Origin of the sequence: Nonlabens sp. (assembly GCF_051251825.1) — a bacterium.
Classification (GTDB): Bacteria; Bacteroidota; Bacteroidia; order Flavobacteriales; family Flavobacteriaceae; genus Nonlabens.
This window is the reverse complement of the sequence record NZ_JBPOGG010000001.1, coordinates 279,813-296,119: the sequence shown is the minus strand read 5'-3', so window position 1 is coordinate 296,119 and position 16,307 is coordinate 279,813. Positions and strand designations below refer to the sequence as shown.

Here is a 16,307-nt window from a genome sequence, read left to right as displayed (position 1 = left end):
ACTACGATATGTTAAAATTATTGATGTTATAATATACTTAATAATGAGTTATGACTTTTTACACGAGCTTACTTACCTTTGAGTATGATCGCATCTCCTACTACATTTTATAGCGCCAGTGCTGGTTCTGGAAAGACTTATACCCTAGCACGTGACTATCTCACATTGTTATTTCAATCTCAGTTTCATAACCATTACCGCAAGATTCTAGCGGTGACGTTTACTAATAAGGCTGTGGCTGAGATGAAAGAACGTGTGCTGGAGCATTTACATAATTTTGGTAAACAACCAGTTCCTAGTAATAGCATAGGGATTTTCAAGCATATTCAAGAAGTTACAGGATTAACTGAAGATGATCTCACTAAAAAAGCGATTAAAATCCACCAGCGATTGTTGCATGATTATTCAGCATTTGATATTGTGACTATAGATGCGTTCAACCATCGCGTGTTGAGAACCTTTGCAAAGGACATCGATTTACCACCAGGCTTTGAAGTAGAACTGGATACAGATTCACTTATTAATAAAGCCATTCAAAACCTACTCGCCAGAGCAGGAACAGATAAAGAACTTACTAAAAGACTCGTAGAATTTTCTCTTTCTAAAATTGATGATGATAAAAGCTGGGACGTTGCTTATGACTTAATGCAAATCTCTTCCTTAATTAAAAATGAAAACCACTATAAATACCTCAAATCCTTAGAACATAAAACCGCAGCAGATTTTGATCGATTGCAGCAAAACCTAAAGCTTAAAAATAAGGACCTAAAAAACCAACTTATTCAGCTCGCTAAAAATCTTGTGGAGCAATCAGCACAGCAAGGAATCGACCCTACAGACTACCTAAGAGGTAAAAACGGTGTATTTAGTGCTGTTGTAAAAACATCAAACGAAGACTTCTCCGTAAAACCAGATGCCGCTTCCATAAGAGATCTCGTAGAAGGAAATCTATATGCCAAAGGTCAAAAACAAAATATTAAAGATGCCATCGATGGTCTAGCAAGTGATCTGGCCGATTTTGGAAACGCTTACAAGTCTGCTTATGGTTATATCAAGTTCCATGAGAATATTATAAAAAGTATCGTGCCGCTTTCATTGTTGAATGAGCTGCTGCATGAAATCAACAACATTAAAAAAGAAGAGCAAATCGTTCCTATTTATGAGTTCAACGGTATTCTAGCACAGCAAATTAAAGATCAGCCAGCGCCATTTATCTATGAACGATTAGGAGAAAAATACCGTCATTATTTTATTGATGAGTTTCAGGATACCTCACGCATGCAATGGGAAAACATGACGCCATTGATTAGTAATGCTTTACAAAGTCAGGATGAGTATGGCAACAGCGGTACCCTAATGCTCGTGGGCGATGCAAAACAGTCTATATACAGATGGCGTGGTGGAGATGCAGACCAGTTTCTGGGATTGCTCAATGAGGAAAAATTATTTGATCTCGCAAAAATTAATGAGCCACTAGAATTCAACTGGCGCAGTTATGATGATGTTATAGAATTCAACAATAGTTTTTTTAGCTTTTTTGGTGACTACCTTAACAATCCACCTTATCAAGACCTGTATCATAATTACCTGCATCAAAACACCACCGATAAAAAAGGTGGCTATGTTCAAATAGATTTTCTAGATAAAGAAGCAGATTTTAATGAAGAAGATGAAGATCTAGCAACACCTTATCCACCGCACGTGCATGGATTGATTGAAAAAGTGGTTGCTCAAGGATTTCAACTGGGCGACATATGTATTCTCGTGCGCAAGCATACACAAGGTCACGAGCTCGCTCAATATCTTGTAAAACAGGACATCACAGTGGTTTCTGGCGATAGTTTATTAGTCCAGGCATCACCACGCGTGCAGTTGCTGGTAGAGTTTATGAAAATGGCACATCAGCCAGATCAGGACGTTTTAAAACTCAATTTTCTTTTACAATATGCTCAGTATCATAAGATAATTGGTATTAATGAATTTGTGGTTACATATGTTAATAACACCATTGAAGATATCATCAGTGAGTTATTTGATAGTGAACATGCTGGTGTTGAGTACGCTTTCGCGAAAGCGCCTCTATTCACAGCCACAGAGCGCACAGCACAAGCTATGGGACTTTTTAACGAGCAAGATCTCAGGTTGCAATCATTTCTAGAACTCGTATTTGAGTTCTCAAATGGGTATGACGTCTCTTTATCATTATTTCTAGAACACTGGGAAAAGAAGAAAGAAAAATTAAGCGTTCCTGCCACTCCAGATCCTCAAGCGGTACAAATTATGACCGTTCACAAATCAAAAGGTTTAGAATTCCCGGTAGTAATAGTTCCGTACTGCGATACACGCCTCAATTTTTCTATTAACCCAACAGATTGGGTAACAGTGAATCCAGCAGCTTATGAAGATTTTAATCATCTTTATATGTCACTGTCGAGTGAAGCTCAATTTTATCCAGAAGAACCGGCGAGTATTTATGAACGACATATTCATAAAACGCAAATGGATCAAATTAACGGTCTCTACGTAGCGTTTACAAGAGCCGCAGAGCAACTATATATTTGTGGACTGGACATCGCAGAGTCCAAATCGCTAAAAGTAGGATCACTCACCTATAGTCAGCTCCTTAAAAGATATGTGGAAAGTAAAGGTCTCAAAGCCATTGAAAATGATCAATCCTCAAGTTACCAATTAGGCGAGACTGGAAGGCAATCTGCTCAAGAAGAATCTATACCAACTCTCGAGTTGGGGAATTATAAATCCAGCGCCTCCAACAACCGTGCAGATTTTTCTACACGACGTGGAACCTTATGGGCAAGTGGTGTCCAAGAATCCATAAATAAAGGTAATGTGCTCCATGATTACATGTCTTTAATTGAAACAGTAAAAGATTTACCACAAGTGCTTGATAAAATAGATCGAGACACATTTATAGATGAAGATTTCAAAGCAGAGCTAAAAGAAACACTTCAAAAAATACTGAGTGCGCAACATTTTGAGAAATATTTCCATACTGATTTAACAGTACTCAATGAAAGAGGAATCTTAACTCCTACAGGGGAAAAGTTCATTCCAGATCGTTTAATTATAGATCAAGATATGGTGACCATCATAGATTACAAAACTGGAGCGGTTGAGGAGAAACATAGAGATCAACTGGATTACTATGCCGCATTACTTCAAGAAATGGATTATAAAATTAAAAGCAAAATATTAATTTATACAGATAAGCTAGAAGAACTCGTATGGAACTAAACAGGACCAGTAAAGAGTTTATTACCTTTGAAACCTTATAAAAAAAGAACTATGAATAGTAGTATGAAAGAGCATCTTCAAAAAGAAATTGAAGAAATAAAAAATCAAGGATTATTTAAAAAGGAACGTATCATCACATCTCCACAAGGTGCGGTAATTACCTTAGATGATGGAAGCGAAGTGCTTAATTTTTGTGCAAACAACTACTTAGGATTATCATCACATCCTGAAGTTATTCAAGCTGCAAAAGATACGCTGGACTCACATGGTTTTGGAATGAGCTCTGTACGTTTTATTTGTGGAACTCAAGATATCCATAAAGAACTAGAACAAAAACTCGCTGATTTTTATGGTAGTGAAGACACCATATTATACGCAGCATGTTTTGATGCAAATGGTGGAGTTTTTGAACCATTATTAGGAAAAAAAGACGCGATTATCTCTGATTCTTTAAACCACGCATCTATCATCGATGGTGTACGTTTATGTAAAGCAGCTCGTTACAGATATGCTAGTGCAGACATGGCTGATCTAGAAAAACAATTAATTCAAGCCACTGAGAACGGTGCTCGTTTTAAAGTAATAGTTACAGATGGAGTTTTCTCTATGGATGGAATTCTCGCACCGCTAGATAAAATTTGTGACTTAGCTGATAAGTATGATGCTCTGGTAATGGTAGATGAATGTCATGCCGCTGGATTTTTAGGTGATACAGGTCGTGGTTCGCTTGAGGCAATGGGCGTTTTGGGTAGAATAGATATTATCACTGGTACTTTAGGAAAAGCTCTAGGTGGTGCTATGGGTGGTTATACAGTTGCAAGTAAAGAGATTATTGAAATTCTAAGACAGCGATCTAGACCTTATCTATTTAGTAATTCACTAGCTCCTTCTATAGTAGGTGCTTCTATAAAAGCACTAGAATTAATAGATTCTAGCACAGATCTTATCGATAAAGTACAGGCAAATACAGCATACTTTAAAAAAGGAATGAAAGAATTAGGGTTTGACTTCATGGATGGAGAAAGCGCCATTGTTCCAGTAATGCTTTATGACGCTCAATTATCTCAAAACATGGCAGATGCTCTTTTGAAAGAAGGAATATATGTTATAGGATTCTTTTTTCCTGTAGTCCCTAAGGAAAAAGCAAGAATAAGAGTACAATTAAGTGCTGCTCATACAAAAGAACACCTAGACAAAGCGATAAAAGCTTTCAAGAAAGTAGGCTTAGAACTAGGAGTTATACGATAAATTAAGAGAAATTAACAGAAAATCAGCATTTTTAGGAAAATTTATGCAATAAACATTTGTGAGAGCGCAATAAGCGAGTAATTTTGCTACGTTGATTAATAAAAAACCCCAACATGAAAAACATATTTAAAATTTTAGTAGCATGTGCTGTTCTTATAGGAGCAACTAGTGCTAATGCACAAGATGAAGGTAACAGATGGTCATTTGCAATAGGTGTAAACGCTATTGATCTTCATCCAGTAGGTGAAGCTGATCAAGGATTAGGTGACTATTTCGGTCAATTCTTTGATACATCACATTACAACATTATGCCTTTCCCATCTAAGTTTCAATTAGGATACTACGTAGGTGATGGAATCGTTGCAACTGGAGGAATTTCAGTAAATCAAATTACTACAGCTGGTGACACAAGAATTAAGGAATTAGCTTATACTAGTTTAGATGGTGGATTACAGTACAACTTCCGCAATCTTATTAAAAAAGACGGTATCATCGATCCTTTCGTAGGTGTAGGTGGTAGTTATAACTGGTTAGATTCTGATGGTTTTGGAACTTTTAACGGTACAGTAGGTTTTGACATTCACTTAACTGAAGGTCTTGCTTTTAACTTACAGACTACTTACAAGCACGCATTTGAAGATGCAAACCCTAAGCACTTCCAGCATGTTGCAGGATTGAAATTTATTTGGGGTGGAACTGACACTGATGGTGATGGAATCTACGATGATAAAGATGCCTGTCCTACAGTTGCTGGTTTAGAGCAATTCATGGGTTGTCCTGATTCTGATAAAGATGGCATAGAAGATAGTAAAGACAACTGTCCTAACGATTTTGGTCCAGCTGAAACTATGGGTTGTCCTGACACTGATGGTGATGGAACTTTAGACAAAGATGATAACTGTGTGAATGAAGCAGGTCCTGCTTATAACAATGGTTGTCCAGATCCTGATACTGATGGTGATGGTGTTGTAGATAGTAAAGACAAATGTAAGACTGTAAAAGGTCCAGCATCAAACAATGGTTGTCCTACAGATAGAGATGGTGATGGTGTACTAGATGCAGATGACAAATGTCCAGATGTTGCTGGTATTGCTTCACTTCAAGGTTGTCCTAAGCCAGCTGCTCCAACTGTAAAAGAACAAGAGCAATTGAATCAATATGCTAAGACAATTTTATTTGATACAGGTAAAGCATCTATAAAAGCTGAGTCTGCAAAAGTTCTTGCTGACATTACTGCAATTTTAAAGAAATACCCTTCAGCTAAATTCTCTGTAGATGGACACACTGATAGTGTAGGTTCTGCTACATCTAACCAAAGATTATCTGACGCTCGTGCAAATGAGGTTAAGAATTACTTAGTTGGAAATGGAATTGATGAATTCAGATTATCTTCAGTAGGTTACGGTGAAGCTCGCCCAGTTGCTGATAACAAAACTAAAGCAGGTCGTTCTCAGAACAGACGTGTAGAAATCAACTTAGCTAACTAATTGATTTTTAATAATAGTAAAAGCGCCACTTTTCAGTGGCGCTTTTTTTATGCCTAAATTTTTTGCTCATCATTCTTAATTGATATCTTGTACCAATGAAAACTTTCTTACATACGGTTACTGAAGATTTGAAAAGCAAAGGCTATAACCTTAGCAAATGTAGCTATGTTGTTCCCAGTCGCAGAGTTGCTACATTTCTTAATAAAGTAATTGCTAGCAATACATCAAAACCAATTTTTGAACCTATTGTTTACAGTGTAGAAGATTTTATAAGTCACGTAGCTCAAGTAGAAATTGCACCAGACATCGATCTGCTTTTTGACTTTTATAAAAGTTATTGTCAAGTAGAAGACGTAGATCATCAAGATCATATCGATGAATTTATTTCTTGGGCACCTACTATACTTAAAGACTTTAATGAAATAGATAGGTTTTTAATTGAACCACAAGAGTTTTTTAATTTTCTAGGAAACCTCAAAGAACTTGAAAAAGGTCACTGGTCCATTCTAGAGCCTAAAACTGAAATGGTTCAAAAGTATCTTCACTTTTGGAAAAAACTAGAGATTTATTATAATCAATTCACTCAGGACTGTATTCAAAAAGAACTAGTTTATCAAGGACTGGCCTACAGGTTAGCGTATGAAAAAGCACCTCAAAAGGTGAACGACTATAACGCTGAGCAACCTATTGTGTTTTTAGGACTCAATGCACTCAATAAATCAGAAGAAGAAATAATTAAAATATTTCTAGAAAGTAATCATGCTCATATTTACTGGGATAGTGATAATTACTTTCAAGAAAATGAATATCACGAGGCTGGTAGGTTTTTAAGAAAGTATAAAACTGAATGGTCCTACTATGAAAAAAATCCTTTCCAGCTCAGCTCAAATGAATTTGAAAAAGAAAAGAAAATTACTATTGTAGGAACATCAGGCTCCATAGGTATGGCGCAAGTTGCTGGGAAAATGATTCAAGAATTAATTGAAAGTGATAAAAGTCTGGATAACACAGCTCTAGTACTTGCAGACGAAGCGTTATTGTTACCAGTACTCAGTGCCGTTCCCGATTTAGTGAGTCACCTCAATATTACAATGGGATTAACACTTGACAAAACTCCTATTGCTAGTTTTTTCAATCACTTAATAGCACTTAAAATAAGTTTTAACGAGCACGGATTTTATTACAAGCACGTAGTGCATATTCTAGAATCTCACTTTGCCGTAATTATCGATAGTTCTGGTTCTCAAGCCTTACTCAAAGAGATTCATAAAGAAAATATGGTTTTTCTACCATTAAATTATATTCTTAAAAATCAAGAATCTTCTTTTTTAAAAGAATTATTTAAGCCTGCACAGAATGCTAGTGAATTAATTCACTTTATTAATAACATCTCTCAATTCCTTAAAGTAAAACTAACTGAAGTAAGTAATCGCAGACTGGAATTAGAGCAACTGTTAGGTATTCATAGTGTCATAGAACAACTATCCACCATAGTAAAGAATCAAGATCAAGTAACTGATGTAAAGACCATCCATTATTTGTTCAAACAATTATTACCGCAAAGAAAACTAGACTTTATAGGTGAACCTGTTAAAGGTTTACAAGTAATGGGATTACTAGAAACACGTGCGCTTGATTATGAGCACATTATTATGCTCTCTGTAAATGAGAGTGTTTTACCTGCGGGAAAATCGACTGCTTCTTACATTCCTTATGATATGAAGGTGAAATTCGGTTTACCTACTTATTCAGATAAGGATAGTGTATATGCTTATCACTTCTATAGATTATTACAGCGTTGTAAAACAGCACACCTCATCTATAACTCAGAACCCGATAGTTTAGGTGGTGGAGAAAAAAGTAGATTCTTGATGCAAATAGAAAGTAATGAGATTGAAGCACATCATCTTAAGAATGTTCTCTACGCCAACAAAATAAAAACAACTAAAACCCCAATACTCGAAATACCAAAAGATGAGTTCTATTTTAATAGACTAGCTCAAATCGCTCGATCTGGTTTTTCTCCTTCTAGTATTACCAGCTACATTTATAATCCTATCGAATTTTATCGAAGTAAAATATTAAAAATCAATGAAGCCGAGGAAGTAGAAGAAGATATGGCAGCAAACACTATGGGGACTATGATTCATAAAGCACTAGAAGCTTTATATCTGCCTTACGTGAATCAACTTCTAGATGCGCAGCATATTAAAAATATGCGAGAAAAAATAGATCAAGTAATTCACAAAGCTTATCTAGACAGCTATAAAACAACCAAAGAACCTCAAGGGAAAAACACCATCATGTATGAAGTTGCGAGACACTATATAAATAAAATGTTAGCTCATGACGCTGGATTAATAAAAAATGGCAGCGATTTAATTATCAAACAACTTGAAGTACGATATGAAACGCTTATCGACATTGATTCCATAGGTCAAGTAAAAATACACGGAGAAGTAGATCGCATCGATCAACTAGATGGTGTCTTAAGAATTATAGATTACAAGTCAGGGAAAGTAGAGCCTAAAAATGTAGGACTCAATGAAGATGGGTATGATGAATTAATTGAAACTTATGAGAAGTCCAAAGCTTTTCAAGTACTCATGTACGCTTACCTATTTTCTAGAAATAATCCATTTACAGAATGCAGCCCAGGAATCATCAGTTTTAAGAATTTTAAAGCAGGTTTTATTCCTTATCAAATCAAGTCTGGCAAATATCAACCAAAAATGGTAGATGAAAGCGAACTACAAAAATTTGAAGAACAATTACATAAGATTATCAGAGAACTCTACAATCCAGAGATTCCTTTATCAGAACCTGCTTAAATGAAAGTTGTTAAAAACCATATCCTTGAAAGAGGAGAAAAAAAGCCTATCCTACTGGATTACTTCACTTCAAGTAAATCTAATGATCAACCCATAATCATCTTTGCCCACGGTTATAAGGGTTTTAAAGATTGGGGTGCTTGGAATCTTATGGCTCAAACATATGCTAACGCTGGATTCTGCTTTGTGAAGTTTAATTTTTCGCATAATGGTGGTACTATGGAAAACCCCATTGACTTTCCAGATTTAGAAGCTTTTGGGAATAATAATTACAGTAAAGAACTAGATGATTTAAATACTGTTATCGACTGGACGCAAACTCATTTAAAACAAATTGCAAACACAAATGAAATTTACCTCATCGGGCACTCCAGAGCTGGCGGAATAGTGAGTATCTGTGCTGCGCAAAATAAACTTGTTAAAAAGGTAGTTACTCTTGCTGGAGTAAGTGATTATGAATCGAGATTTCCTAAAGACAACACTTTTGACAAATGGAAAGAAAGTGGCGTTTATCATGTGAAAAATGGGCGCACTCATCAAGAAATGCCTCATTATTTTCAGTTTTTTGAAGATTTTGAAAAAAACAAAGAAATGCTCACTATTAAAAATTCCGTTGAAAATTTAAAAATACCACATTTAATTGTCCACGGTAAAAATGATATAGTGGTTTCTTTTAACGAGGCTCTTCAATTACATCAATGGAATCCTCGAGCAGAGCTACAATCGATTCATAATGCAAATCATACATTTGGAGCAAGTCATCCATGGAATCACGACATCTTACCTAAAGATTTAAGACAAACGACTCAGTGTGTAATTAATTTTCTAAATTAAGAAAACAAAAGTGGAGAATACCGGAATCGAACCGGTCACCTCTTGCCTGCCAGGCAAGCGCTCTAGCCAAATGAGCTAATTCCCCAAAAATTGTAGTGTTACGCTTTCGCGAAAGCGATGTAAATATAGCATTTTCAATAAATTACCTTTACTTTTATACCCATTTTAAACTCCATACCATGAAAAGATTATCAATTCTCTTAATCATACTAATTTCAGGATACGTTCAAGCTCAATGTGGAATGAAACCTATTTCTTTAAATGAGCGAATTGTGCTTGCAGATCTTGTAATAGAAGGACAAGTTGTTGCGCAAGAAACCTTTCAAATAGATGAATCCTCAATGATTCTAACCAGAAACACTGTTGAAATCACAAAACTTTTTAAGGAAAATCAATCTAACATACCTTCAACAATCGATATTATCACAAAAGGTGGTGTTCTAGGTCTTAAAGCAGATAAGGTGACCACTTCCCTAGAGCTTTTTAAAAATGACAAAGGTATTTTTACGTTACAGAATTATCAAAATGGAACTTATCAAACCATCGCTGGTTCACAATCTTTCATAAGATATTCTCAACCTGATTATAGAGCTTACTCTGCTCTTAATCAATGGGATAATATAGAAACTGAATTATTTAATGAAATTACTGCAATAACAAGAAATTCTTATCGTCGCGTAGCTCCGATTAATTTCAACTATACTCCTAGTTTATCAAAAATGGGAACACCTAGTATTACAAACGTATCTCCTCTTTCTGTGAATGCTGGTGTAGGTGATGTGATTACTATCAATGGATCTGGATTTGGGGCAACACAAGGAAGTGGAACTGTGGTTTTTTCAAATGCTGATGATGGTGGTAGTCTAAATGTACCACCAGATAATACTCAATTTATATCTTGGAATGATACAGAGATAATAGTTCAAGTTCCTAGTGGTGCTGGAAATGGTCCCATCGCAGTGTTAGAAGATACTGGTAATAGTGGTGTTTCGCCACAAAATCTTGCTATTGGTTATAATCATGTGAATTTTACATTTGGGTTAAGCACAGGAAACGCAGTAGCAGAAGTGAGTCTCTATAATGATAACAACTCTGGTGGTTATGACTTTGATTATGCTACAGGTTTTGTTGCAGTGCCAGATGCAAGTGCAACATTAGATGATATTTATGAAAAGTGGAGATGTACTACTGGTGTCAACTTTGTACGTGGAACTGATCTTACCGCTCAAAACAGTGCAAATACTGATAATCCAAGTAGTTCAGGCTCAGATTTTGTAAATGTTGTAAAATTTGATGGCAATGATTTACCTGCAGGTTCTACAACATTAGCTTTTGTACTTACTCGTGCTTCGGGCTGTATTATTAATAATCAATTAACAGCATTTGTTGATGAGATGGACGTTGTAATTAATGATGCCATCAACTGGCATTATCGTGATGGTGGAGCATCATCTACTTCATTAGATTTTTCTGAATATGACTTTGAGTCTGTTATGTTACATGAAATAGGTCATGCCCAACAATTAGGACATGTAATCGACCCTACAAAAGTGATGCATTTCTCCATCGCAAATGGATCTCAGAGTAGATCTATAGATGAGGCAGATATAGAAGGCGCAACTTATATTAATGATAAAAGCACAAGTATAGCGCCATGTGGATCACCAGCTATGGAACTTGCAGATTGTAATTTTATCTATACAAACTCAAGCTGGACACCTTTTGATCCAAGTGGTACTTTTAACCCTAATTCAACTATAACTGCGCAAGATGGTATTGCGTCTGTGACAGATAAAATAGGAACTCGAGATATGACTATTGATAATAATGCAACATTAAGCACTGCAAGTGGCAATGAAATTTTACTTCATGGTAATCTTACAAATAATGGAACAGCAACATTTGATTATCTCTCTATGCAAGGTGATACTAATCAATCAATTAATGGTAGTTCCATAACAGTTAATGAGTTTGAATTAAGTAATTCAACTTCTATTAATTTAAACGCGCCAGTTGAAGTTATAACAAGTTTTAATAACGACGGTAGCACTTTAAATACTAATGGTAATTTAGTAATGAAAAGTACAGCAAATGGAACCGCACATGTTGATGCGTTTGAAGGAACCATCAATGGTGATGTAATCGTCGAGAGATACTATCCTGCAAAAAGAGCCTTTAGATTCATGTCTCCATCTGTAACAACTAGTTCCAGCATTTTTGAAAACTGGCAGGAGAATGGTGTTTTTGTAGCTGGAATAGGAACACATATATCTGGTAGTACCACTGGAGCAAATGGTTTTGACACAACTATAAGTGGAAATCCTTCTTTATTCACTTATGATAATACAGGCTCAAATGGCTGGATAGCAGCGACGAGCACAAACGCAAGTGGAGACATTCTTACAGCTGGAAATGCTTATCGACTATTTGTTAGAGGTGATAGAGATCCTTCATTACTTACTGGTGGTGGTAATGTAAATGAAACAACAGTGCGTGCAACTGGTACACTCAGTACAGGAAACACATCAGGTCCTGCATTAAGTAATGTGGCAAATGCTTTTGGTTTTGCAGGAAATCCATATCAAGCACCTGTTGATATGGAAGCTGTACTCACGAGAAGTGGTAGCAATCTAGCTCCTTCTTATTATATATGGGACCCTAATCTTAATACTAATGGAGCATATGTAACTATTAACACAGTAACAAAAGTTTCTAGCAACTCTGGAAGTCCTGCAAATCAATATGCGCAACCTAACCAAGCGTTCTTTGTGCAAACCGCTGCAAACGGTGCAGCATCTATCAATTTTACTGAAGCTGACAAAGCTCTAGACCAAGGTAATCTTGCCGTTAACAGCGCTCATGGTACCATGAGAATAAGCGCACTACTTAAAAACGGAAATGGAACAACTATCCTCGATGGTTTCAATATGATATTTGATAATAATTTCTCAAATGCTATAACTATAAATGATGCTCAAAAACTGAATAACATAGACGAGTCTACCTCCATTGAACAAAATGGATTGAATTACAGCATTGCAGAAAGAGCCTTACCTAATGATCAAGAATCAATACAGTTAATTCATACTAACTATCGCGATAATTCATATACTTATTTTATTCATATGAGTGGTGCTCCGCTAAATGCATACCTCTTTGATAATTATGAAAATATGCGTTATGAATTAGTAAATAATGCAACGACTAGCATCGCTTTTACTATAGATGCAAATGATCCATTGAGTAGTGATGTGAGACGTTTCAGCATTGAGTTCTCAAATCAAACTTTGAGCACGCTTGAACAAGAAAGTAAACTATTTAAAGTATATCCTAATCCTAGCAACGGTACTTTTCAAGTGAATTTGAATCAGGCTGGAATGGCGCAGGTAGAAATTTACAATCTTTTAGGTCAGAAAGTTTACAGTTCTGATATTACTAATCAAAGAATCCATACAATAGAAACTACCTTAAGTTCTGGAAATTATATTCTAAAGGCAACCCAAGACGGAACGGTAGCAGCTGAAAAAATAATTATAAAATAGTTGGCACTTTAGAGATTGAAACAATCACATTCTATTGCGCCTAAAGATATTTTAAGGCTCGCCATCCCAGCAATTATCGCTGGAATAGCTGAGCCTTTAATTAGTCTTACAGATGTTGCCATTATAGGTAACATGAAAACTAACGCTGTGGAAGGTCTGCTTGCAGTAGGTTTAGTAGGCTCATTTTTAAGCGCTATTATCTGGACACTTGCACAGACTAAGACTTCTATTTCAAGTATAGTTTCAAATGCATTGGGCAGTAATAATCTTGACAAAATCCACTCACTTTTACCTCAAGTTATATGGATAAATATTGCATTGGGTATATTACTTTATTTAATAACTGCACCACTAGCATCATGGATTTTCACACTCTATAATGCTGAAGGATTAGCGCTAGACTTATCTGTCTCTTACTATCAAATTAGAGCCATAGGATTTCCTATGACTCTTAGTGCTTTTGCCATATTCGGAATATTTAGAGGTCTACAAAACACCTCTTGGGCCATGATTGCGAGTATAACTGGAGCGGTTTTAAATATCGTTCTGGATTATTTACTTGTATATGGAGTTACAGACTTCATTCCGGCATATGGTATTATAGGCGCTGCTTATGCAAGTCTAGTCGCTCAATTGAGCATGTTGTTAATTGCGCTATACTTTTTATATAATCATACTGAGTTTAACTTACATCAACTCAAGTGGCAACCACATCCCAAACTTAAAACACATGTAAGTCTCACAGCAAATTTCTTTCTACGTACCGCAGCCATAAATGTGGCCATCTTTATGTCCTATAGATTTTCCACTGGCTATGGTGAGGAATATGGTGCTGCACATGCGATTCTTATGAATATTTGGCTCTTTTTCTCCTTCTTTGTGGATGGATTTGCAAATGCTGGAAATGCTCTAGGTGGTAAATTACTAGGCTCAAAAGATGTCACTGGTCTTAAGTATTTAGGTAAAATGACTACTCGCTACGGGATTATTGTCGCATTAATATTAGTATCTATTTGTACGATTTTTTATAAATTCATAGGACAACAATTCACGGACAGCACTGCAGTTTTTGAAATATTCCTCAGCACATTCTGGATAGTATTGCTCATGCAGCCTATTAACGCGGTCGCCTTTGTGTTTGATGGGATTTTTAAAGGTTGGGGCGAGGCGCCTTACTTACGCAATCTGCTATTTTCCTTAACAGCTTTCGTTTTCATTCCTGCGTTGCTCATTTTTGATTACTTTAATTTTCAACTCTACGCTGTATGGATTGCCTTTACTCTTTGGATGCTGGGCAGAGCGCTCATTCTTTCTCTCAAGTTTTATCAACGTATTAAAGCGATGGAGCAGTAACATCATTCTATCAAATTTATCTTTAATTATAGATAGAGATTTTTTAATTCCGCTTTCGCGAAAGCATAACAACAAAAAGCATAATTTTTCCAATATCTTTGCCACAAACTACAATCCATGTTTCAATTAATTATAGACGATAACTGGTTCTTTAAACTATCTCGATTTATGGGTGGTTCAGGAATATTTCTAGTCATAGCAATAATTTTGCTCGTAGTAGTAGGCTATAACAAGTGGAAATCAAGACGATGAAAAAAGTAAGAATTACTAAGGAATTCACCTTTGAAACTGGTCATGCTTTATATGGTTATGATGGGAAATGTCGTAACGTTCACGGCCATAGTTATAAACTCGCCGTTACCGTTATAGGAAGTCCTATCGATGATTCTAGCAATGTAAAGCATGGAATGGTGATTGATTTTACAGACTTGAAAAAGATAGTAAAAGAAGAGATTGTAGATCCGTTTGATCATGCTACAGTGTTTAATAAAAACACACCACATGTAGAACTTGCTCAAGAATTATCAGAACGCGGTCATGAGGTCATCCTTGCTGATTATCAACCTACCAGTGAAATGATGATTCTAGATTTTGCCGATAAAATTAAAAACAGACTTCCCGAAAATATTGAGCTTTTTTCTCTAAGATTGCGCGAGACAGAAACCAGCTATGCTGAGTGGCATGCAAGTGATCAAAATTAACTAGCAATATTTTAATAGGCAGTTTTCAGTTTCAAATAAATAAACCTCACAGATCTTGAAGACCTGTGAGGTTTTTAGTTTATAATACTCAATGGAATGTGTAAATGAGCTCAGCACAACAATTTGTTGCTAGCATTGAACCTTAAACGTTGAGCTTTAAACCCAATCCTTAGGATTCTTCAACACTTCAACAAGCGCGGCCTCTGGTGTATTAGGTTCTGGATGATGGTCGTAACGCCACTGAACGTGAGGTGGCAAACTCATTAATATACTTTCTATGCGACCGTTTGTTTTTAAACCAAACAATGTTCCTTTATCATGAACAAGATTAAATTCTACATAACGTCCACGGCGTATTTCTTGCCAGTCACGTTGCGCTGGAGTATACTCTAAACTCTTTCTTTTTTGAGCGATAGGTACATAAGCATCAAGGAAATGAGAAGCCATATCTTTTTGAAAAGCGAGCCAGTCTTCCATACTATGTGCATCGCTTGCTTTGCAGTAATCATAGAAAAGTCCACCTATTCCACGACCTTCACCTCGATGTGAATTGTGGAAATAAGCGTCACATTTCTCTTTAAAAGATTGATAATTTGCTACATCATGTTCATCACAAACTGTTTTACACACTTGGTGAAAATGGATTGCATCTTCATCATATAAATAATATGGTGTTAAATCTAGTCCACCGCCAAACCATGAATCTACTACCGTTCCTTCTTTATCATACATTTCAAAATACCTGAAATTTGCATGAACCGTAGGAACATGAGGATTTACCGGATGGATCACCAGGCTTAATCCAGTTGCGTAAAAATCTACATCGCCTACTTTAAAATAAGATTGCATTGCTGCTGGTAACGGTCCATGAACCTCACTTATGTTCACGCCACCTTTTTCAAATACAGCACCATTTTCTATCACTCGTGTAAAACCGCCGCCACCTTCTTCTCTATGCCATTGGTCTTCTTGAAACGTAGCTGTACCATCAACTTCTTCAAGTTTTGAGGTAATGGTGTTTTGAAGTTCTTTTATGAAATTATAAAACTTTGTCTTAAT

General features: G+C 36.1%; 10 protein-coding genes and 1 tRNA gene. 9 read left to right on the top strand and 2 right to left on the bottom strand.

The window, feature by feature from the left end; genetic code table 11:
- Window positions 1–84: 84 nt before the first annotated feature.
- From ACSHWW_RS01275 to ACSHWW_RS01255, 5 genes are all read left to right on the top strand, one after another.
- Window positions 85–3,252, top strand: a complete 3,168-nt coding sequence (locus tag ACSHWW_RS01275; protein ID WP_435680590.1) for a UvrD-helicase domain-containing protein — start codon at window positions 85–87, stop codon at window positions 3,250–3,252.
- 51 nt (window positions 3,253–3,303) lie between these two features.
- Window positions 3,304–4,500, top strand: a complete 1,197-nt coding sequence (gene kbl / locus ACSHWW_RS01270; RefSeq protein WP_435680589.1) for a glycine C-acetyltransferase — start codon at window positions 3,304–3,306, stop codon at window positions 4,498–4,500.
- Window positions 4,501–4,613: 113 nt separating this feature from the next.
- Window positions 4,614–5,987, top strand: a complete 1,374-nt coding sequence (locus ACSHWW_RS01265; RefSeq protein WP_435680588.1) for an OmpA family protein — start codon at window positions 4,614–4,616, stop codon at window positions 5,985–5,987.
- Window positions 5,988–6,082: 95 nt separating this feature from the next.
- Window positions 6,083–8,818: a PD-(D/E)XK nuclease family protein gene (locus ACSHWW_RS01260; protein WP_435680587.1), complete on the top strand. Its 2,736-nt coding sequence runs from the start codon at window positions 6,083–6,085 to the stop codon at window positions 8,816–8,818.
- Window positions 8,819–9,652, top strand: a complete 834-nt coding sequence (locus ACSHWW_RS01255; RefSeq protein WP_435680586.1) for an alpha/beta hydrolase family protein — start codon at window positions 8,819–8,821, stop codon at window positions 9,650–9,652.
- Window positions 9,653–9,663: 11 nt separating this feature from the next.
- Here the strand turns inward: ACSHWW_RS01255 and ACSHWW_RS01250 are convergent.
- Window positions 9,664–9,737, bottom strand: a tRNA-Ala gene (locus ACSHWW_RS01250).
- 94 nt (window positions 9,738–9,831) lie between these two features.
- Here ACSHWW_RS01250 and ACSHWW_RS01245 point away from each other — a divergent pair.
- The 4 genes from ACSHWW_RS01245 (at window position 9,832) to ACSHWW_RS01230 (ending at window position 15,248) form a co-directional block, all read left to right on the top strand.
- Window positions 9,832–13,194 carry a T9SS type A sorting domain-containing protein gene (locus ACSHWW_RS01245; RefSeq protein WP_435680585.1) on the top strand — a complete coding sequence of 1,121 codons (3,363 nt, stop codon included), beginning with the start codon at window positions 9,832–9,834 and terminating at the stop codon, window positions 13,192–13,194.
- Between the two features lie 15 nt (window positions 13,195–13,209).
- Window positions 13,210–14,547, top strand: coding sequence for an MATE family efflux transporter (locus ACSHWW_RS01240; protein ID WP_435680584.1), 1,338 nt, complete (start codon window positions 13,210–13,212; stop codon window positions 14,545–14,547).
- Between the two features lie 117 nt (window positions 14,548–14,664).
- Entirely contained in the window at window positions 14,665–14,799 is a 135-nt protein-coding gene (locus tag ACSHWW_RS01235; RefSeq protein WP_435680583.1) for a hypothetical protein, read from the top strand.
- Entirely contained in the window at window positions 14,796–15,248 is a 453-nt protein-coding gene (locus tag ACSHWW_RS01230; RefSeq protein WP_435680582.1) for a 6-pyruvoyl trahydropterin synthase family protein, read from the top strand. Before ACSHWW_RS01235 ends, ACSHWW_RS01230 begins: the two co-directional genes overlap by 4 nt.
- Before the next feature lie 156 nt (window positions 15,249–15,404).
- Here the strand turns inward: ACSHWW_RS01230 and hemF are convergent, their stop codons facing one another.
- Window positions 15,405–16,307 carry an oxygen-dependent coproporphyrinogen oxidase gene (hemF, locus tag ACSHWW_RS01225; RefSeq protein ID WP_435680836.1) on the bottom strand — a complete coding sequence of 301 codons (903 nt, stop codon included), beginning with the start codon at window positions 16,305–16,307 and terminating at the stop codon, window positions 15,405–15,407.